Annotated in this window: 31 protein-coding genes and 2 pseudogenes; 2 read left to right on the top strand and 31 right to left on the bottom strand. The window is 55.3% G+C overall.

Annotated elements, in window-relative coordinates; genetic code table 11:
- Position 1: 1 nt before the first annotated feature.
- Positions 2 to 673 (top strand): protein-methionine-sulfoxide reductase heme-binding subunit MsrQ, encoded by a 672-nt coding sequence (msrQ, locus tag CPJ18_RS14445; protein WP_103659156.1) that lies wholly within the window; start codon positions 2 to 4, stop codon positions 671 to 673.
- On the opposite strand, the gene CPJ18_RS14440 is transcribed toward msrQ, so the two are convergent.
- Positions 630 to 1,052 (bottom strand): ribosomal maturation YjgA family protein, encoded by a 423-nt coding sequence (locus CPJ18_RS14440; protein ID WP_103659155.1) that lies wholly within the window; start codon positions 1,050 to 1,052, stop codon positions 630 to 632. The genes msrQ and CPJ18_RS14440 overlap by 44 nt on opposite strands.
- A gap of 63 nt (positions 1,053 to 1,115) precedes the next feature.
- Here CPJ18_RS14440 and CPJ18_RS14435 point away from each other — a divergent pair, with 63 nt between their 5' ends.
- Positions 1,116 to 1,988 carry a DUF817 domain-containing protein gene (locus CPJ18_RS14435; RefSeq protein ID WP_245445411.1) on the top strand — a complete coding sequence of 291 codons (873 nt, stop codon included), beginning with the start codon at positions 1,116 to 1,118 and terminating at the stop codon, positions 1,986 to 1,988.
- A 97-nt stretch (positions 1,989 to 2,085) separates the two neighbouring features.
- Here CPJ18_RS14435 and CPJ18_RS14430 read toward each other — a convergent pair whose 3' ends face one another.
- The 30 genes and pseudogenes from CPJ18_RS14430 to tuf form a co-directional block, all read right to left on the bottom strand.
- On the bottom strand, positions 2,086 to 2,376 hold the full coding sequence (locus CPJ18_RS14430) for a GIY-YIG nuclease family protein (RefSeq protein WP_103659153.1): 291 nt from the start codon (positions 2,374 to 2,376) through the stop codon (positions 2,086 to 2,088).
- Between the two features lie 244 nt (positions 2,377 to 2,620).
- Positions 2,621 to 3,046, bottom strand: a complete 426-nt coding sequence (rplQ, locus tag CPJ18_RS14425) for a 50S ribosomal protein L17 (protein ID WP_042618511.1) — start codon at positions 3,044 to 3,046, stop codon at positions 2,621 to 2,623.
- A 194-nt stretch (positions 3,047 to 3,240) separates the two neighbouring features.
- Positions 3,241 to 4,251 (bottom strand): DNA-directed RNA polymerase subunit alpha, encoded by a 1,011-nt coding sequence (locus CPJ18_RS14420; protein ID WP_067643671.1) that lies wholly within the window; start codon positions 4,249 to 4,251, stop codon positions 3,241 to 3,243.
- A gap of 186 nt (positions 4,252 to 4,437) precedes the next feature.
- Positions 4,438 to 4,827: a 30S ribosomal protein S11 gene (rpsK, locus tag CPJ18_RS14415; RefSeq protein WP_042618513.1), complete on the bottom strand. Its 390-nt coding sequence runs from the start codon at positions 4,825 to 4,827 to the stop codon at positions 4,438 to 4,440.
- A 137-nt stretch (positions 4,828 to 4,964) separates the two neighbouring features.
- Positions 4,965 to 5,333: a 30S ribosomal protein S13 gene (rpsM, locus tag CPJ18_RS14410; protein WP_067643674.1), complete on the bottom strand. Its 369-nt coding sequence runs from the start codon at positions 5,331 to 5,333 to the stop codon at positions 4,965 to 4,967.
- Between the two features lie 224 nt (positions 5,334 to 5,557).
- On the bottom strand, positions 5,558 to 6,169 hold the full coding sequence (locus tag CPJ18_RS14405) for an adenylate kinase (RefSeq protein WP_077107236.1): 612 nt from the start codon (positions 6,167 to 6,169) through the stop codon (positions 5,558 to 5,560).
- Positions 6,166 to 7,506, bottom strand: a complete 1,341-nt coding sequence (gene secY, locus CPJ18_RS14400) for a preprotein translocase subunit SecY (protein WP_077107237.1) — start codon at positions 7,504 to 7,506, stop codon at positions 6,166 to 6,168. The genes CPJ18_RS14405 and secY overlap by 4 nt, the downstream gene beginning before the upstream one ends.
- Before the next feature lie 312 nt (positions 7,507 to 7,818).
- Entirely contained in the window at positions 7,819 to 8,298 is a 480-nt protein-coding gene (gene rplO, locus CPJ18_RS14395; protein WP_067643681.1) for a 50S ribosomal protein L15, read from the bottom strand.
- A 16-nt stretch (positions 8,299 to 8,314) separates the two neighbouring features.
- Positions 8,315 to 8,521 carry a 50S ribosomal protein L30 gene (gene rpmD, locus CPJ18_RS14390; RefSeq protein WP_045230765.1) on the bottom strand — a complete coding sequence of 69 codons (207 nt, stop codon included), beginning with the start codon at positions 8,519 to 8,521 and terminating at the stop codon, positions 8,315 to 8,317.
- An 11-nt stretch (positions 8,522 to 8,532) separates the two neighbouring features.
- A complete protein-coding gene (gene rpsE / locus CPJ18_RS14385) occupies positions 8,533 to 9,102 on the bottom strand; it encodes a 30S ribosomal protein S5 (protein WP_045230766.1) in 570 nt (189 codons plus the stop codon).
- 120 nt (positions 9,103 to 9,222) lie between these two features.
- On the bottom strand, positions 9,223 to 9,585 hold the full coding sequence (rplR, locus tag CPJ18_RS14380) for a 50S ribosomal protein L18 (protein ID WP_077123218.1): 363 nt from the start codon (positions 9,583 to 9,585) through the stop codon (positions 9,223 to 9,225).
- Positions 9,586 to 9,597: 12 nt separating this feature from the next.
- The gene (gene rplF / locus CPJ18_RS14375) at positions 9,598 to 10,131 is read right to left on the bottom strand and encodes a 50S ribosomal protein L6 (RefSeq protein ID WP_067643690.1); all 534 of its coding nucleotides are present in this window, start codon (positions 10,129 to 10,131) and stop codon (positions 9,598 to 9,600) included.
- Positions 10,132 to 10,173: 42 nt separating this feature from the next.
- Positions 10,174 to 10,572, bottom strand: coding sequence for a 30S ribosomal protein S8 (gene rpsH, locus CPJ18_RS14370; RefSeq protein ID WP_042618522.1), 399 nt, complete (start codon positions 10,570 to 10,572; stop codon positions 10,174 to 10,176).
- A gap of 12 nt (positions 10,573 to 10,584) precedes the next feature.
- Entirely contained in the window at positions 10,585 to 10,890 is a 306-nt protein-coding gene (gene rpsN / locus CPJ18_RS14365; RefSeq protein ID WP_077107239.1) for a 30S ribosomal protein S14, read from the bottom strand.
- Between the two features lie 33 nt (positions 10,891 to 10,923).
- Complete coding sequence (rplE, locus tag CPJ18_RS14360; protein ID WP_077107240.1) at positions 10,924 to 11,481, bottom strand: 50S ribosomal protein L5; 558 nt, start codon at positions 11,479 to 11,481, stop codon at positions 10,924 to 10,926.
- Entirely contained in the window at positions 11,474 to 11,782 is a 309-nt protein-coding gene (gene rplX, locus CPJ18_RS14355; protein WP_045230770.1) for a 50S ribosomal protein L24, read from the bottom strand. The genes rplE and rplX overlap by 8 nt, the downstream gene beginning before the upstream one ends.
- 12 nt (positions 11,783 to 11,794) lie before the next feature.
- Positions 11,795 to 12,163, bottom strand: a complete 369-nt coding sequence (gene rplN / locus CPJ18_RS14350) for a 50S ribosomal protein L14 (RefSeq protein WP_003495199.1) — start codon at positions 12,161 to 12,163, stop codon at positions 11,795 to 11,797.
- A 226-nt stretch (positions 12,164 to 12,389) separates the two neighbouring features.
- Positions 12,390 to 12,626 (bottom strand): 30S ribosomal protein S17, encoded by a 237-nt coding sequence (rpsQ, locus tag CPJ18_RS14345; RefSeq protein WP_077107241.1) that lies wholly within the window; start codon positions 12,624 to 12,626, stop codon positions 12,390 to 12,392.
- Between the two features lie 12 nt (positions 12,627 to 12,638).
- Complete coding sequence (rpmC, locus tag CPJ18_RS14340) at positions 12,639 to 12,839, bottom strand: 50S ribosomal protein L29 (protein WP_042618527.1); 201 nt, start codon at positions 12,837 to 12,839, stop codon at positions 12,639 to 12,641.
- A gap of 12 nt (positions 12,840 to 12,851) precedes the next feature.
- Positions 12,852 to 13,265 carry a 50S ribosomal protein L16 gene (rplP, locus tag CPJ18_RS14335; RefSeq protein WP_042618528.1) on the bottom strand — a complete coding sequence of 138 codons (414 nt, stop codon included), beginning with the start codon at positions 13,263 to 13,265 and terminating at the stop codon, positions 12,852 to 12,854.
- A gap of 38 nt (positions 13,266 to 13,303) precedes the next feature.
- Entirely contained in the window at positions 13,304 to 14,038 is a 735-nt protein-coding gene (rpsC, locus tag CPJ18_RS14330) for a 30S ribosomal protein S3 (RefSeq protein ID WP_067643703.1), read from the bottom strand.
- Entirely contained in the window at positions 14,038 to 14,427 is a 390-nt protein-coding gene (gene rplV / locus CPJ18_RS14325) for a 50S ribosomal protein L22 (RefSeq protein ID WP_103659152.1), read from the bottom strand. The genes rpsC and rplV overlap by 1 nt, the downstream gene beginning before the upstream one ends.
- A gap of 2 nt (positions 14,428 to 14,429) precedes the next feature.
- Positions 14,430 to 14,708 carry a 30S ribosomal protein S19 gene (gene rpsS / locus CPJ18_RS14320; RefSeq protein ID WP_067643709.1) on the bottom strand — a complete coding sequence of 93 codons (279 nt, stop codon included), beginning with the start codon at positions 14,706 to 14,708 and terminating at the stop codon, positions 14,430 to 14,432.
- Between the two features lie 15 nt (positions 14,709 to 14,723).
- Positions 14,724 to 15,560: a 50S ribosomal protein L2 gene (rplB, locus tag CPJ18_RS14315; RefSeq protein ID WP_067643712.1), complete on the bottom strand. Its 837-nt coding sequence runs from the start codon at positions 15,558 to 15,560 to the stop codon at positions 14,724 to 14,726.
- 45 nt (positions 15,561 to 15,605) lie between these two features.
- Positions 15,606 to 15,899: a 50S ribosomal protein L23 gene (locus CPJ18_RS14310; protein WP_042618531.1), complete on the bottom strand. Its 294-nt coding sequence runs from the start codon at positions 15,897 to 15,899 to the stop codon at positions 15,606 to 15,608.
- Positions 15,896 to 16,516, bottom strand: coding sequence for a 50S ribosomal protein L4 (gene rplD, locus CPJ18_RS14305; RefSeq protein WP_103659151.1), 621 nt, complete (start codon positions 16,514 to 16,516; stop codon positions 15,896 to 15,898). The genes CPJ18_RS14310 and rplD overlap by 4 nt, the downstream gene beginning before the upstream one ends.
- Before the next feature lie 12 nt (positions 16,517 to 16,528).
- A complete protein-coding gene (rplC, locus tag CPJ18_RS14300) occupies positions 16,529 to 17,170 on the bottom strand; it encodes a 50S ribosomal protein L3 (RefSeq protein WP_077107243.1) in 642 nt (213 codons plus the stop codon).
- Positions 17,171 to 17,340: 170 nt separating this feature from the next.
- On the bottom strand, positions 17,341 to 17,649 hold the full coding sequence (gene rpsJ / locus CPJ18_RS14295) for a 30S ribosomal protein S10 (RefSeq protein ID WP_045024701.1): 309 nt from the start codon (positions 17,647 to 17,649) through the stop codon (positions 17,341 to 17,343).
- Between the two features lie 355 nt (positions 17,650 to 18,004).
- A pseudogene (locus tag CPJ18_RS27210) lies at positions 18,005 to 18,523 on the bottom strand (EF-Tu C-terminal domain-related protein); the annotation flags it as partial.
- Between the two features lies 1 nt (position 18,524).
- Positions 18,525 to 18,807, bottom strand: a pseudogene (gene tuf / locus CPJ18_RS27205) (elongation factor Tu); the annotation flags it as partial.

The following is an 18,807-nucleotide window of genomic DNA, read 5'->3' as shown; positions in this document are numbered from 1 at the left end:
CATGGCGTTTGCGCTTTCGCTTCCCTCCCTGCCAAAGAAATATCAACCAGCGGCCATCTGGGCGCTGTACATCATCGGCCTGTCTCCCGGCGTCTGGTACTTTTATCTCGCAGCGACGGGAGGGCTTGGCTTCAATCCGGTCAAGGAGTTCGAACATCTCCTCGGCACTTGGGCGCTGCGCTTTCTCTGTCTTGGCTTGGTCGTGACGCCACTACGCGATCTCTTCAACGTCAATCTCATCGCCTACCGGCGCGCACTGGGATTGATCGCCTTTTATTATGTGCTGGCGCATCTGGCAGTCTATCTGGTGCTGGATCGCGGTATGGTGCTGAGCTCCATCCTCGGCGACATCTTGAAGCGACCCTACATCATGTTCGGCATGGCGGGCCTCGTCATGCTCATTCCGCTGGCAGTGACCTCGAACCGCTGGTCGATCCGCAAGCTTGGAAGCCGATGGAACATGCTGCACAAGCTTGCCTACCCCATTCTCATCGTCGCCGTTCTGCACTTCTTTCTGGCCCGCAAATCGCTGACACTGGAACCGGCCTTCTATATTTCGGTCACAGTCATTCTACTCGGTTATAGATTGATCCGTCCGGCGATCATGGCACGTAAGCGCGCCAACCGGGCTACGAAGACCGTTCGGGCCGTCTCACGACAATCGCCACAATAAGGGCAGCCAGCGCTATTCCCGCTAGATAACAGGATATATTCCAAGGCGAAAACACGCGCCCGAGCAACAATGCTCCGGCTGTCGTCGCTCTGAACTCATCCAGCACCGGAAAATGTACGAGCCTGATAAGCTCGACAATGACTGCAGTGGCGCAGGCCACACCAATCAACAGACGCATATTTCGAAACGGTGCAACACTGACGACCACCAGATAGACCATCGATCCCCAGAGAATCGATCCACCATATTTCACGATCAGAAACGGCAGGCCGACTGCATAGCCATACCGGCGCAACGCCAACCCGGCCACGACAACCGCCAAGGCACTCGCAGCGAGACCAAGACGACGAAAATAATCCGAGTGTGGATGGTCGATCATGATGTTGCTTTATTTCCAGTTGCTATAAGGATGCAATCTTCACGCGCAAAGAGGATGCCGGATTTGAGCACCGAGGCCGCCTACCCCGCCAGCCGCCTGTCCTCATTGGACGCGCTTTTATGCGATACCCAGCCTTGGGGCGAGTTGAAAGGCGCAAAGCGCTTCATCGTTGAATTTCTCTATTTCGGGATCAAGGAAGCACGGGCGTGCCTGTTTGCCGGCCTGTTTTTCATATCCATCTTTCTGGTGCCTCGCGATGGCCTGTTCGGCCTGCCGCGCTACGACGTTCTGCTGGTCATAGCGCTTGCCATTCAGTTCTTCATGATCTGGAGCAAACTGGAGACGCTGGATGAAGCGAAGGCCATCCTTCTGTTTCACATCGTCGGCTTTGCGCTTGAGGTCTTCAAGACATCCGGCAGCATCCAGTCATGGTCCTATCCGGACTTTGCCTATACCAAGGTCTTGGGCGTACCGCTGTTTTCCGGCTTCATGTACGCAGCTGTCGGCAGTTACATCATCCAGGCCTGGCGTCTACTGGATGTGCGCATCAAACATCACCCGAGCTACTGGATGGCGACGCTGATCGGCCTTGCGATCTACCTCAACTTCTTCACCCATCACTATATCGGCGATTACCGCTGGTACATCGCAGCCTGCGCCGTCGGCCTATACGCCCGCGCGACCGTCATCTATCGCCCCTATGATCGCGACCGAAAAATGCCGCTGCTGCTCTCCTTCATCCTGATCGGATTTTTCGTCTGGCTCGCGGAAAACATCTCCACCTTCTTCGGGATCTGGAAATACCCGAACCAACTGGGCGCATGGTCCGTGGTCCACATCGGCAAATGGAGCTCGTGGTCTCTCCTCGTCATCATGACCTTCACAATCGTCTCGCACCTGAAGCACATTAAAAGCCGGATTTCGGTGCCGGAGTGAAGATTCAGTTGGTCGGAGCGGGTTTTCCGATCGCGCAGACGCGCGATGACTGGATTCCTGGACAAGCACAGGAATGAGGGCGGCTGGAGGAGCGGCATCAAAGGCTAAGCAGGTAGTGAGAAATATCCTGCCAATCAGGATTACTAGACTCAATAAGATTGAGCTTCCATTGCCTTGGCCACTTCTTGATTGTCGTCTCTCTTGTTATCGCTGCGGTCAGAAGATCATATTCCTCGAACCACACAAGTGTCTTAACCCCATATCGCGATGTAAAACCCGGTGTGAGCTCATTCTGATGCTCATACAACCGACTTGCCAAATCGCGTGTCACTCCAGTGTAAAGTGTCCCGTTACGTTGTGACGCAAGAATGTAGACATAACCCTTCATACACAGATGATGCCGCAACAATAAAAATGTTGCAATCAATGCGTGTCAGATCAGATACTCCCGTTCTCCCTCATTCCTGTGCTTGTCACAGGAATCCAGTCAACGCGCGTCTGCGCGGTCGAGAAACTGCCTTCACTTCGAATGGCTAAGCCCGTACCAAAATCCCAACGACACATCACCCAAAACAAAAAAAGCCGGACGATTGCTCGTCCGGCTTTTTGCTTCATCCCCGAGAGGACGAATATTATGCAGCTTCAGCAGCAGCGTTTTCAGCAGCAACGCGAGCCTTGTCGGCTGCGCCCTTGGCGTCTACGTCGCGCTCTACGAACTCGACAACAGCCATGGCAGCGTTGTCGCCCTGACGGTAGCCAGCCTTCATGATGCGCAGGTAGCCGCCGTTACGGGTGGCGTAACGTTCAGCGATGGCATCGAACAGCTTGCGAACTGCGTCCTGATCCTTGATCTGAGACACGGCCTGACGACGAGCGTGCAGGTCGCCGCGCTTGCCGAGAGTGACCAGCTTTTCTACGATCGGGCGAATTTCTTTCGCCTTTGGCAGAGTTGTTACGATCTGCTCATGCGTGATGAGCGAAGCAGCCATGTTGGCAAACATTGCCTTGCGGTGGCTGGCGGTTCTATTGAGCTTGCGGCCTGAATTTCCGTGGCGCATTGCTATTCTCCTTTAATGCAGGTTCCCTATCCGGGCCTGCCGTTTCCTGGCACATGCAGGCGACCCAATTTCTGTCACGGGGCCTGCTGTTTGACGGGGAAAGGCAGTCTGTAACGGGTCTGCCTTCTTATCTGGGTTCTTGTTGATGCAGCCTGCCAGAGGAAAACCGCTGATGCGATTTTCCTCGAAGCGGCTTAGTACTGGTCTTCGTAACGCTTTGCGAGATCTTCGATGTTCTCTGGCGGCCATGCAGGCACTTCCATGCCGAGGTGCAGACCCATGGAAGCGAGAACTTCCTTGATTTCGTTCAGCGACTTGCGGCCAAAGTTCGGAGTACGAAGCATTTCGGCTTCTGTCTTCTGAATGAGGTCGCCGATGTAAACGATGTTGTCGTTCTTCAGGCAGTTTGCCGAACGAACAGACAGTTCCAACTCGTCGACCTTCTTGAGAAGCGCCGGGTTGAATGCCAGTTCGGTCACAGATTCTTCTTCTGCTTCCTTCTGCGGCTCGTCGAAGTTGACGAACACGCCAAGCTGGTCCTGAAGAATACGAGCGGCAAAGGCAACGGCGTCTTCGCCGGAAACCGAACCATTCGTATCGATCGTCATGATCAACTTGTCGTAGTCAAGAACCTGGCCTTCACGGGTGTTTTCCACCTTGTAGGACACTTTCTTGACCGGAGAGTAGAGGCTGTCCACCGGAATAAGACCGATTGGTGCGTCTTCTGCGCGGTTACGCTCTGCAGGCACGTAGCCCTTGCCGTTGTTGACAGTGAATTCCATGCGGATTTCAGCGCCTTCGTCCAGCGTGCAGATAACATGGTCGGGATTGAGGATCTCGATGTCGCCAACCGTCTGGATATCGCCAGCGGTAACGGAACCTGGACCCTGCTTGCGCACGACCATGCGCTTGGAATCGTCACCATCCATCTTGATGGCGATTTCCTTGATGTTCAGCACGATATCAGTCACGTCTTCCCGAACGCCGGGAATCGATGAGAACTCGTGCAAAACGCCATCGATTTGCACTGCTGTTACAGCAGCGCCACGCAGAGAAGACATCAGAACGCGACGAAGGGCGTTGCCGAGCGTCAGACCAAAGCCGCGCTCCAGCGGTTCAGCAACCAGCGTCACCTTGGTGCGGCTGGAAGACGTGAACTCGACCTTGTTTGGCTTGATCAGTTCCTGCCAATTCTTTTGAATCATCTTTAAACCTTCCGTTCGCCGCCACCATCCAATCGTGGCGGACCGAGCATCATCACCGAGAGGAACCAATGGTTCATCGGAGGGTTCCTAAGCGTAGGAAAACCGGTTACACCGGCAGGCCAACGCCACATACGCGAAAATTCCGCCAGACCGAAGGAAAGGCGGAATTCTCAAGATACGGTCGCGTCAGACGCGGCGCTTCTTGCGCGGACGGCAACCGTTGTGCGGGATCGGCGTAACGTCACGGATCGAGGTGATCATGAAACCGGCAGCCTGCAGAGCGCGAAGTGCAGATTCGCGACCGGAGCCCGGACCGCAAACTTCAACTTCCAGCGTCTTCATGCCGTGTTCCTGCGCCTTCTTGGCAGCATCTTCAGCAGCGATCTGAGCAGCAAACGGTGTCGACTTACGCGAACCCTTGAAGCCCTTGGCACCAGCAGACGACCAGGCAATAGCGTTGCCCTGTGCGTCGGTGATGGTGATCATCGTGTTGTTGAATGTCGAGTTAACGTGCGCAACGCCCGTCGTGATGTTCTTACGTTCGCGACGTTTAACGCGAGTGGCTTCCTTGGCCATGGTCTACCTTTCGTTGATCTCTGCACCGCCGTAACACCAGCGGCTACACCGGCGATAAGCTTCCAAGAAGCCTCTCGCCAAACTCAGAAAGGCTGGTGCGGCTTGCACCAGCCTCCCCTCTCCGGAGAACCGGAAAATTACTTCTTCTTACCTGCAATCGCCTTCGCTGGACCCTTGCGAGTACGAGCGTTGGTGTGCGTGCGCTGACCGCGCACGGGCAAGCCGCGACGGTGACGCAGACCACGGTAGCAACCGAGATCCATAAGACGCTTGATGTTCATCGAAGTTTCACGACGAAGATCACCCTCGACGCGATAATCGCGGTCGATTGCTTCGCGGATCTGAAGGACTTCTGCGTCCGTCAGCTGATGAACGCGCTTTTCAGCCGGAATACCGACCTTTGCTACGATTTCTTGCGCGAATTTCGTGCCAATCCCGTGAATATAGGTCAAGGCGATAACAACGCGCTTAGCCGTCGGGATGTTGACGCCAGCGATACGTGCCACGTCTATTCTCCTTGCGTTCCAGTTGCCATCCGGCAAGTGGTGCTTTCATTTGAGCAGCTCTTTTGCCGCCAGTTCAAAATTCGTGTTCGTCACAAGTCAAAACGACCGAACTCGGACTTTCCTTCCCTTGAGGAAAATCCGCGCCAGTCGCTTGGGATGTCGCGAGTTGGCGCGGTGTAACGGAATCGGTTCAAAAAAGCAACCTGCCCCGTCAAGATTCTTTATTAGCGTGCGACAGAGGCCTCGGCGCTGGGTGCTTTTTCCAACACAGCTTCGATCGCCTGGGTCACCTGGTCGACATGGGCCATGCCATCCAGCACCACCAACTCGCCCTGCTCTTCATAGTATTTCGACAGAGGAGCCGTCTTTTCGCGATATTCGGAAAGGCGCTTACGGAACGATTCGGGATTGTCATCCGAGCGAACCGCTCCACCAGCCGCAACCGTTTCGGCCACGCGATTTTCGATTCGGCGCACGAGCGCTTCTTCATCCACCTTCAGTTCGATGACGGCATCCAGCACGAGATTCTTCTCACGCAGATTTTCGCCAAGCACCTTAGCCTGCGGAACCGTGCGCGGGTATCCATCGAGAATGAACCCCTTCTCACAGTCAGGCTGCTCAATACGTTCGGATACGATCTGATTGACGATATCATCCGATACGAGACCACCAGCGTCCATCACCTCCTTGGCGCGCTTGCCGATCTCAGAGCCGTCATTGACAGCCGCACGAAGCATATCGCCGGTGGAGAGCTGGGGAATCCCATACTTGTCCGTCAAGCGCTTGGCCTGTGTTCCCTTGCCTGCTCCTGGCGGTCCCAAAAATATCAGTCTCATCGTCCCCTCTTTCCTCCACGCAGTTTCGATTTCTTGATCAGACCCTCATATTGCTGGGCGATCAGGTGACCCTGAATCTGTGCCACTGTGTCAAGAGTTACACTGACTACGATCAAAAGCGAAGTACCACCAAGGGCTAATGGGATACCCGTCCGTGCGATAAGCGTTTCAGGAAGAATACAGACGAAGACAAGATAAACAGCACCGATGAGTGTGATTCTGGTCAAGACGTAGTCAATATATTCCGCCGTGCGCTCGCCTGGACGAATGCCTGGAATGAAGCCGCCATGCTTCTTCAGATTGTCGGCAGTGTCTTTCGGATTGAACACGATTGCCGTGTAGAAGAAGGCAAAGAACGCAATCAGAAGACCATAGAACAACATGAACAGCGGTTGGCCGTGCTGAAGGGACGAAATAATGGTCGTCACCCATGGCGGCAGATTTGTGCTGTTGGTGAAGCCGGCTGCCGTCGCGGGCAAAAGCAGCAACGACGATGCGAAGATGGCAGGAATAACTCCAGCAGTATTCAGTTTCAGCGGCAGATGCGACGTATCGCCCTGGAACATTCTATTGCCGACCTGGCGCTTCGGATACTGGATCAGAAGCCTGCGCTGCGCACGTTCGACAAACACGATCAGCGCAATCACACCGATGCACACGACGAGAACAGTCAGCATCAAAGGCGTGGAAAGCGAGCCACTTTTACCCAAGTCCAGCGTCCGGGCAAGAGCCGTCGGTAGCCCAGCGGCGATGCCAGCGAAAATGATCAGCGAAATACCGTTGCCGATACCGCGCGACGTGATCTGTTCACCCAGCCACATCAGGAACATCGTGCCGCCGAGCAGCGTCAGCACTGTGGAGATACGGAAGAACAAGCCAGGATCTACGACCAGCCCTGCCCCGCTTTCGAGACCAACGGCAATGCCATAGGCCTGAAGCGTGCCGAGCAGCACAGTGCCGTAACGCGTATACTGATTGATGATCTTACGGCCCGCTTCACCTTCCTTTTTCAAGGCTTCGAGCGAAGGCACGACCGAGGTCATCAGCTGCACGATAATCGATGCGGAAATGTAAGGCATGATGCCGAGCGCGAAAATCGCCATGCGCTCTACAGCGCCGCCCGCAAACATGTTGAAGAGACCGAGAATACCGTTGGCCTGGCCTTTGAAGGCCTGGGCATAGGCTTCCGGATTCAGACCAGGAAGCGGAATATGTGTGCCAAGACGGTAGACGAGAAGTGCGGCAAGGGTAAACCAGAGGCGCTTTTTCAGATCTTCAGCTTTCGCGAAGGTCGAAAAATTCAGGTTTGAGGCCAGTTGTTCCGCTGCTGAAGCCATAAATTTCTCCGCATGACCCTTGTCCAGCGGCACGGAAACCGGCAATTCCGGAAAAGGTCTAAAAGATACTGGTTTAAAAACCGGGCTTCGGACGGATGACGGCTATCACGCCGAAATCATGCCTCACCCTGTTTTCGTTAGTCCGGTCAGCGCTCATTTGAGTGCCTAGGAACTGTGAGGCTCTCCCCGCTTCGCTTGCGCGCCGCTTGAGAGTTTCCGCATAATCCATTTAATCGATTAGGATTCAAAGGCTTACGCAACTATGAGTGCGAACGCCCGGAATGAACCACCCCGGGCGTTCGAAGTCTTATATTACTCTGCGGCTTCCGCTGCAACAACCAGAAGCTTGATAGAGCTACCAGCCTTCTCGATCTTTTCAACAGCAGACTTGGAAGCGCCGGCGACTTCGAAGGAAACCTTCGTGGTCAGCTCGCCATCAGCAAGAATGCGAACGCCGTCCTTGAGGCGACGAATAACGCCAGCTGCCTTGAGAGCAGCAGCATCGATCGTTGCGTTGGCGTCGAGCTTGCCTGCATCGATAGCAGTCTGAACGCGACCAACAGACACTTCAGCATACTCGGAAGCGAAGATGTTGGTGAAGCCACGCTTTGGCAGGCGACGGTAGATTGGCATCTGACCGCCTTCAAAGCCGTTGACTGCAACGCCCGAACGAGCCTTCTGACCCTTGACGCCGCGACCACCGGTCTTGCCCTTGCCAGAACCGATACCGCGACCTACGCGGATACGATCCTTGGTGGAACCTTCGTTGTCTTTAATTTCATTGAGTTTCATGATGACTTCCTCCGTCTCACTTCTCGTCTACGACGCGAACGAGATGCTGGACAGCACGGATCATGCCACGAACTGCTGGAGTATCTTCCAGAGTGCGCTGACGGTGCATCTTGTTGAGACCCAGGCCGATCAGCGTCTGGCGCTGAACTGCAGGGCGGCGAATTGGGCTGCCGATCTGTTCGACCGTAACAGTCGTCTTGGCTTCAGTAGTCTTCTTGGCCATGATACTGCTCCTTATTCTTCAGCAGCGTTGCCGGAAGCGGCGCGGCGGGACTGAAGGGTCGCATACTTAAGACCGCGCTGTGCAGCAACGTCCTTAGGATGAACCTGGTGCTTCAAAGCGTCGAACGTTGCACGAACCATGTTGTATGGGTTCGAGGAACCGGTCGACTTGGCAACAACGTCATGAACGCCGAGCGTTTCGAAAACAGCGCGCATTGGACCACCGGCGATGATACCGGTACCAGCCTTTGCAGAGCGCAGCAGAACCTTGCCAGCGCCGTGACGACCATTAACATCATGATGCAGCGTACGGCCATCGCGCAGTGGTACGAAGATCAGATCGCGCTTTGCGCTTTCGGTAGCCTTGCGGATAGCTTCTGGAACTTCGCGAGCCTTGCCGTGACCGAAGCCAACGCGGCCCTTCTGGTCACCAACGACGACGAGAGCAGCAAAACCGAAACGACGGCCGCCCTTAACAACTTTGGCGACGCGGTTGATAGCAACCAGCTTGTCGACGAATTCGCTATCGCGCTCTTCGCGGTTCTGGCGATCGTCGCGAGAACCTCTTTTTTCCTGTGCCATTGTCCTTTTCCTTTTTCTTTTGCGGGTGGAACGGCAAACAATAATGGACCACCGGCTTCATTGCTGAAGTCCTGATGATCCGGTGAAATCCGCCCGGAACGTTGCCCGGGCGGAAAAGTCTTAGAAGTTCAGACCGCCTTCGCGGGCTGCTTCAGCCACAGCCTTGATACGGCCGTGATAAATGAAGGCGCCGCGGTCGAATACGACATCCTTGATACCAGCCTTGCTGGCACGTTCAGCAACGAGCTTACCGATCGCGGCAGCTGCTGCAACGTCCGCACCCGTCTTCAAAGACGAGCGCAGATCTGCCTCGAGTGTGGAGGCAGACGCAAGCGTCTTACCGGCCACATCATCGATGATCTGAACATAGATGTTCTTCGACGAGCGATGAACCGACAGGCGCGGGCGACCGTTAGCAACCGCCTTGATCTGGCGGCGCACGCGGTTGGCGCGACGTGCAAGTGCTTCTTTCCTGCTAGCCATTTCGCTTGATCCTTACTTCTTCTTGCCTTCTTTGCGGATGATCCGTTCTTCAGCGTACTTGACGCCTTTGCCCTTGTAGGGCTCGGGACCACGGTATTCGCGGATTTCCGCGGCAACCTGACCGACCTGCTGCTTATTGATGCCGGAAACGATGATTTCAGTCGGCTTCGGAACAGCAATGGTGATGCCGACCGGAGGCTCGTAAACTACATCGTGAGAGAAACCGAGAGCCAATTGCAGGTTCTTGCCCTGCAAAGACGCACGATAACCGACGCCGTTGATTTCGAGCTTGCGCTCGTAGCCGTCCTTGACACCCTTGAAGATGTTCTCGACCATCGTGCGGGACATGCCCCACTTGGAACGAGCTTCCTTGGTGTTGTTGGCTGGCTGTACCGAAACAGCGTTATCTTCCAGCTTGACCTGAATTTCGTCGTTTGCAACGAAGAACAGTTCGCCCTTAGGACCCTTGGCAGTAATCTTCTGGCCGTCGACATTGGCCGTCACACCTGCAGGAACCTGAACGGGCTTTTTACCGATACGAGACATATTTCTATCCTGTCTGTCCGTTAAGGAGATCCCTGCTCAGTCTTAGAAGACCGAGCAAAGAACCTCGCCACCAACGTTCTGTTCACGAGCCTGGTGATCAGCCATCACACCCTTCGGAGTCGAAAGGATTGTGATGCCGAGACCATTCGCAACCTGCGGGATGGACTTCACCGAGACATAAACCCGGCGGCCCGGCTTGGAAACGCGACCGATTTCACGGATCACGGACGCGCCTTCGTAGTACTTCAGTTCGATCGTGAGTTCGGACTTGCCGTTCTCGAAATCGACCTTGGAATAACCGCGAATGTAGCCTTCAGCCTGAAGCACGTCGAGAACGCGTGCACGAAGGCTGGAAGCAGGTGTGTTTACCGAAGACTTGCGACGGGCTGCACCATTGCGGATGCGGGTGAGCATATCACCCAAAGGATCAGTCATTGTCATGTGCCCGTCTCCTTACCAGCTCGACTTGACAATACCCGGCACCTTGCCGGAATTGCCCAACTCACGAAGCGCAATACGCGACATTCCGAGTTTGCGGTAGAACGCGCGCGGACGGCCCGTTACTTCGCAGCGGTTGCGGACACGCGTCTTCGAGCCATCACGCGGCAGCGAAGCGAGCTTCAGAGTTGCCTGGAACCGCTCTTCGATCGGAAGGGACTGGTTCATAACGATTGCCTTAAGGGCGGCACGCTTGCCGGCCTGCGAGGCAACCGTCTTGCGGCGGCGCTTGTTCTTTTCAACTGCGCTTGTTTTCGCCATATCGTAGTTCCTTTTCTACGCTCGTCGTTACGGTTATTGACGGAACGGGAAGTTGAACTCTGTCAAAAGAGCCCGTGCTTCGTCGTCCGACGTCGCCGTCGTGCAAACGATGATGTCCATGCCCCACATCTGATCAACCTTATCGTAGTTGATTTCTGGGAACACAATGTGTTCCTTGATGCCCATGGCGAAGTTGCCACGGCCGTCAAAGCTCTTCGGGTTCAACCCGCGAAAGTCGCGAACGCGCGGAAGCGCGATGTTGATCAGACGGTCAAGGAATTCGTACATGCGCGCGCCACGAAGAGTAACCTTCGCACCGATTGGCATGTGTTCGCGAACCTTGAAGCCCGCGATGGAATTGCGAGCCTTGGTGATGACTGGCTTCTGACCGGCGATAGCAGCCAGATCGCCGGCGGCGACTGTCGGCTTCTTCGAATCGGCAGTGGCTTCGCCAACACCCATGTTGATGACGATCTTATCCAGCTTGGGGATCATCATTACGTTTGAGTAGGAGAACTTCTCCTGCATTGCGCCGCGAATACGGGAAACGTATTCAGCCTTGAGACGCGGCTCGTACTTGGACTCAGCCATCGATCACTTCTCCCGAACGCTTGGCAACACGGACTTTCTTGCCGTCTACAACCTGGAAACCAACGCGAGTTGGCTTACCATCTTTATCAGCGATGGCGAGGTTGGAGATGTGCAAGGAAGCTTCCTTGTTGATGATGCCGGCTTCCTGGCCCTGGGTCTGGCGCTGGTGACGTTTCACCATGTTTACGCCACTCACAAAAGCCCGGTCTTCTTTCGGCAAGACCTGTGTTACTTCGCCGGTACGGCCCTTGTCCTTACCGGTCAATACGACAACCTTGTCGCCTTTACGAATTTTCTGCATCGCTATCGCTCCTTACAGTACTTCTGGAGCCAGCGAGATGATCTTCATGTGGTTCTTAGCGCGAAGTTCGCGTGGAACCGGTCCGAAGATACGGGTGCCGATCGGCTCTTTCTTGTTGTCGATAAGAACAGCTGCGTTGTTATCGAAACGGATGACGCTGCCATCAGCGCGGCGGATGTCTTTAGCGGTACGCACAACAACCGCCTTCATCACGTCGCCCTTTTTAACGCGGCCGCGCGGAATTGCTTCCTTGATCGAAACGACAATAATGTCGCCAACGGAAGCATACTTACGCTTCGAGCCGCCCAGCACCTTGATGCACATGACACGACGTGCGCCGGAATTATCCGCCACGTCGAGGTTTGTTTGCATCTGAATCATGTCAGGTCGCCTTCTTGTTGTTACCGGACCGGTTGGGCAAAAACGGCCCCCTGTTCCAGCTTATGAAATGTCTCTGTTTTCGCGCGGAATAAACGTGACAGGGTGGTTTCCTAACGGACCTTCCGTGCGCATCAAAGCAAAAGAACGCCCGTGAACGAGCGTCCTTGCGCTGCTTCATACAGACTTTCGCGCATATAGCAAGGTGCTGCGCGAATTTCTGTCGAAATTAAGCCTGGGCGGCGATAACCGTCCAGCGCTTGTCCTTGGAGATAGGCGCGCATTCCTCGATGGAAACGGTATCGCCAACCTTGTATTGATTGTTTTCGTCGTGCGCCTTGTATTTTTTCGAGCGACGAACGGTCTTCTGAAGCAGCGGGTGAGCGAATCGACGCTCAACACGAACTACGACAGTCTTCTCGTTCTTGTCGGACACAACGACGCCCTGCAGAATGCGTTTAGGCATATTATTCTTCCTTTAGGCCTTGGCTTCTGCCGCCTTCTGGCGGGCAATGGTTTTCACGCGGGCGATGTCCTTGCGGACTTCGTCGATGCGCGAGGACTTTTCCAGCTGGCCGGTTGCCTTCTGAAAGCGCAGGTTGAACTGCTCTTTCTTCAGGTCGGCAAGCTTGTCCTTGAGCTGATCGGCGCTGAGGCCGCGAACGTCTTCGGCTTTCATGGTGCCTGCTCCTTACTCTGCGATGCGCTGAACGAAGCGCGTCTTAACCGAGAGCTTGGCAGCGCCGAGACGAAGCGCCTCGCGGGCGATCTCCTCGGAAACACCGTCGATCTCGAACATCATACGACCGGGCTTGACCTTGCATGCCCAGTATTCAACAGAACCCTTGCCCTTACCCATACGAACTTCGGTCGGCTTCGCCGTAACCGGAGTGTCTGGGAATACGCGGATCCACACACGACCAGCGCGCTTCATGTAACGCGTGATCGCGCGGCGGGCCGCCTCGATCTCGCGCGCGTTAACGCGGTTCGGTTCCTGCGACTTCAAGCCGAATTCACCGAATGCCAGGTCAAAGCCGCCCTTGGCCACACCTTTAATGCGACCCTTAAACTGCTTACGGTACTTAGTACGCTTTGGCTGCAACATTTTCTAACTTCTCCGAGCTTATCTTTCGCCAGCGTCAATCAAGCGTTTTCGCGGCGACGGTCGCCACGATCACCGCGCTGCTCACGGCTTGCAGGGCCCTGTGCATCGCCTTCTAGACCACGACGTTCAGAAGCCATCGGATCGTGCTCAAGGATTTCGCCCTTGAAGATCCAGACCTTGATGCCGCAAATACCGAACGCCGTTGTAGCTTCTGCTACACCGTAATCGATATCTGCACGCAGCGTGTGCAAAGGAACGCGACCTTCGCGGTACCATTCGGTACGAGCGATTTCAGCGCCGCCGAGACGACCACCGCAAGTGATCTTGATGCCTTCGGCACCCAGACGCAGAGCGGACTGAACAGCACGCTTCATAGCGCGGCGGAAAGCCACACGACGTTCGAGCTGCTGGGCAATCGACTGTGCAACGAGCGTTGCGTCGATTTCCGGCTTGCGCACTTCAACGATGTTGAGGTGCGTTTCAGAAGCAGTCATCTCGGAAATCTTCTTGCGAAGCTTTTCGATGTCTGCACCCTTCTTGCCGATGATCAGACCCGGACGAGCCGAGTGGATGGTCACGCGGCACTTCTTGTGCGGACGTTCGATGACGACTTTGGCGATGCCGGCCTGCTTCAATTCCTTGATCAGGTAAGCACGGATTTTCAGGTCTTCGTGCAGAAGCTTGCCGTATTCGGCAGTGTCTGCATACCAGCGGCTATCCCAAGTGCGGTTGATACCGAGGCGGAAGCCGATTGGATTGATTTTCTGACCCATTATGCGGCCTCCCCTTTTTCTTCCACTTCGCGAACGACGATCGTGAGGTGTGCGAAAGGCTTTTCGATGCGCGATGCACGACCACGGCCACGAGCGTGGAAACGCTTCATGGTGATGGACTTGCCAACATAGGCCTCGGCGACGACGAGAGCGTCGACGTCGAGGTCATGGTTGTTTTCTGCATTCGCGATTGCCGATTCCAGCGTCTTCTTGACGGTGGCAGCAATACGCTTGCGAGAAAATTCGAGCTCGGCGAGAGCGCGATCAACCTTTTTACCACGGATAAGAGCGGCAACTAGGTTAAGTTTCTGGGGGCTGACGCGAAGCGTACGGGCAATGGCCTGAGCCTCATTGTCCTTCAACCGGCGTTCGGTATTAGCCTTCGCCATGATTACTTCCTCTTTGCCTTCTTGTCCGCACCATGACCGTAATAGGTCCGGGTCGGAGAGAATTCACCGAACTTGTGACCGACCATGTCTTCGTTGACAGAGACGGGTACATGCTTGCTGCCGTTGTAGACGCCGAATGTCAGACCAACGAACTGAGGCAGGATCGTGGAGCGACGGCTCCAGATCTTGATCACTTCACTGCGTCCGCCTTCGCGTACCTTCTCAGCCTTAGTGAGAAGATAACCGTCAACAAACGGACCTTTCCATACTGAACGAGCCATTTGAGAGTTCCTCTCTTACTTCTTGCGCTGATGGCGCGAACGCATGATGAACTTGTCGGTCGACTTGTTGGAGCGAGTCCGCTTGCCCTTTGTGGGTTTACCCCACGGAGTCACCGGATGGCGACCACCAGACGTACGACCTTCACCACCACCATGAGGGTGATCGACAGGGTTCATCACGACACCGCGAACGTGAGGCTTCTTGCCGCGCCAGCGTGAACGACCGGCTTTGCCGTCGTTGATGTTGCCATGATCGGCATTCGAGACAGCGCCGATCGATGCGAGGCAAGAGCCATGCACCAGACGCTGCTCACCGGAGTTCAAGCGAAGGATCGCCATCCCTGCATCGCGACCAACGAGCTGAACATACGTACCGGCGGAGCGAGCGATTTGACCGCCCTTGCCTGGCTTCATCTCGACGTTGTGGATGATCGATCCGACTGGGATGTACTGAAGAGGCATTGTATTGCCTGGCTTCACGTCCACCTGCTTTTCGGAGGCGATCACCTTGTCACCGGCAGCGAGACGCTGTGGCGCGAGAATGTAAGCCTGTTGGCCGTCCGTGTATGTCACGAGCGCGATGAATGCGGTGCGGTTAGGGTCATATTCCAGACGCTCGACCGTACCTTCAACGTCGAACTTACGACGCTTGAAGTCTACCAGACGGTAGGTCCGCTTGTGACCGCCGCCCTGAAAACGAACGGTGATCCGGCCCTGATTGTTACGGCCACCCTTCGAGCTGAGGCCCTCTGTAAGAGCCTTTACCGGCTTGCCCTTGTAGAGCGAAGACCGGTCCACGATAACCAGCTGACGCTGGCTTGGCGTGGTCGGATTGAAACTTTTCAATGCCATTTTATTTGTTCCCTTTTGGGTCTTTGCCCGCTTGGGCCTAACCTTTTAGAGTCCGGTGGACACGTCTATGGATTGACCTTCGGCCAGCGTGATGATGGCTTTTTTGACATCCTTACGCTTACCAGCGAATCCACGGAAACGACGAGTCTTACCCTTGCGGATAAGCGTGTTCACTGCCGTGACCTTGACGCCGAAGAGCGCTTCGACTGCAGCCTTGATTTCAGGCTTCGAAGCGTCTTTGGCGACGTTGAATACGACCTGGTTCTGTTCAGAGACCAGCGTCGACTTTTCCGTGATCGAAGGAGATACGATCACATCGTAGTGGCGAAGATCCGTCATTTGAACCGCTCCTCGAGGGCTTCAACCGCAGCCTTGGACAGCACGAGCTTGCCGCGGCGCAGGATGTCGTAAACATTGATGCCCTGGATCGGCAGAACGTCCACGTTAGGGATGTTCTGAGCTGCGAGCTTGAAGTTGCCATCAAGTTCTGCGCCACCGATTACGAGAGCGTTGGTCAGGCCAAGCGTTGCGAAGTGGCCAAGCAGGCCCTTTGTCTTTGCATCGGTCGCAACGAGCTGATCGACGATGATCAGTTCTTCGGACTTCAGCTTAGCAGACAAAGCGTGACGCAGAGCGAGTGCACGAACCTTCTTAGGAAGTTCGTGAGCGTGGCTACGAACGACTGGGCCGTGGGCCTTGCCGCCGCCGCGGAACTGCGGTGCGCGAGCCGAGTGGTGACGAGCGCGGCCCGTACCCTTCTGCTTGTACATCTTTGCACCCGTACGGGAAACTTCCGAACGGTTCTTGGATTTGTGCGTTCCCTGCTGCTTCTTGGCGAGCTGGTAACGAACCATGCGGGCCAGGATATCCTGGCGTGGGTCGAGGCCGAAAATTTCGTCCGACAGGGATACCGTGCCGGCGTCTTTTCCCTCGAGGGTTTTGACGTTCAATTCCATGATGAGGCTCCCTTACTTCGCTGCCGACTTAACGGCGTCGCGGACGATGATCCAGGAACCCTTGGAACCGGGAACGGCGCCCTTCACGAGGATCAAACCGCGACCCTCATCGGTCAGAACCACTTCCAGATTCTGGGTGGTAACGCGTGTGTGGCCCATGTGACCAGCCATGCGCTTGCCCTTCCAGACCTTGCCCGGATCCTGGTTCGAACCAGTCGAACCATGGGCACGGTGCGAGACGGAGTTACCGTGCGATGCGCGACCACCACCGAAGTTGTGACGCTTCATCGAACCAGCAAAACCTTTACCGATCGTGGTGCCGGTAACGTCTACGAGCTGGCCTGTCTGAAAATGATCTGCGGTCAGTGTTGCACCGACGTCGATGAGATTTTCGGGGGAAACCCGGAACTCAACGAGCTTTGCTTTCGGCTCGACGCTGGCAGCGGCAAAGTGACCGCGGAGTGCCTTTGTCGTATTCTTGACCTTGGACTGGCCGGCACCGAGCTGAACTGCGGTGTAGCCATTCTTGTCTTCTGTGCGCTGGGAAACAACTTGCACGTTGTCCAAACGCAGTACCGTTACTGGGATATGCTCACCGGCGTCGTTATAGACCCGGGTCATACCCACTTTCTGTGCAATCACACCTGAACGCATTGGTTCAATCCTCTTGCGAGCCTTGAAGGGAAAACCCTCTGTGGCCTTTGTTAAGGAGTTCCCTTCGACATCTCACGACGTTTCCGGTCTCCGGATTGGAAGACGTTGGATTGCTCCACGTACCTTCCTTGTTATATCGGCCCTTACTTTCGCAAGGTCAGGCCGAGGTCTTAGAGCTTGATTTCCACGTCAACGCCTGCAGCCAGATCGAGCTTCATCAAAGCATCGACTGTCTGTGGAGTGGGGTTAACGATATCGAGAAGACGCTTGTGCGTCCGCATTTCGAACTGCTCACGGCTCTTCTTGTCAACGTGAGGAGAGCGGTTAACGGTAAACTTTTCGATGCGGGTAGGCAATGGAACCGGGCCGCGAACGCTGGCGCCGGTGCGCTTGGCGGTCGACACGATTTCACGGGTAGAGGCATCGAGGATCCGGTGATCAAACGCCTTGAGGCGGATACGGATATTCTGGCCGTTCATTCGTCTTGTCCTTGTTCTTTGTCTTTGGATTTCCGCACGCGGAAATACATGAACCTGTTGATCGTGGCGCCGCAGATTTTCAAAAATCAAGAGGAGCGCGAAAGGCACTCCAATCATTTCGTTAGTCTGTAAAGTTGAATCACCAGGCTCCGCTACGTGTTGCGAATCCAACTGGTGAGTGTGAGTGCGCGTTTACGCGCTTTCACAGAATTTTTCAAGCCTTAAAAATGCAACGTCACAACGCTTTTTATAAAACGTTCGATGGCGGTGCTTTTCACACCGCCATCGTCCACTATTCAACCGCCGGACCGAAGCCCGGCGCTATAGCCGCGATGCCAAGGCACCGCCTGCCCTATTACTCGACGATCGAAGCCACGATGCCGGCACCGACGGTACGGCCGCCTTCGCGGATCGCGAAGCGCAGCTTTTCTTCCATCGCGATCGGAACGATCAGTTCGACTTCAACAGTCACGTTGTCGCCTGGCATAACCATTTCCGTGCCTTCTGGAAGCGAAACGATACCGGTCACGTCAGTCGTACGGAAGTAGAACTGTGGACGGTAGTTCGTGAAGAACGGTGTATGACGACCGCCTTCTTCCTTCGTCAGGATGTAGGCTTCAGCCATGAACTTCTTGTGCGGCTTGACAGAGCCTGGCTTGCAAAGGATCTGACCACGCTCAACGCCATCGCGCTGTACGCCACGAACCAGTGCGCCGATGTTGTCGCCAGCCTGGCCCTGATCGAGCAGCTTGCGGAACATTTCAACGCCGGTAACCGTCGTCTTCGAAGTTGCCTTGATGCCGACGATTTCGACTTCTTCACCAACCTTGACGATACCGCGCTCAACGCGACCCGTCACAACCGTACCACGGCCNTTCGACTTCTTCACCAACCTTGACGATACCGCGCTCAACGCGACCCGTCACAACCGTACCACGGCCAGAGATCGAGAACACGTCTTCGATTGGCATCAGGAACGGCAGGTCGATTGGACGCTCTGGCGTTGGGATGTAGGCGTCGACCTGAGCCATCAGCTCGCGGATCGCGTCTTCGCCGATCTTCTTGTCAGAGTCTTCAAGAGCGGCAAGAGCCGAACCCTTGACGATTGGAATATCGTCGCCTGGGAAGTCGTAGGACGACAGAAGTTCGCGAACTTCC

This window comes from Agrobacterium rosae (assembly GCF_002915175.1).
Classification (GTDB): Bacteria; Pseudomonadota; Alphaproteobacteria; order Rhizobiales; family Rhizobiaceae; genus Agrobacterium; species Agrobacterium rosae.
This window is presented reverse-complemented; position numbering and strand designations above follow the sequence as displayed.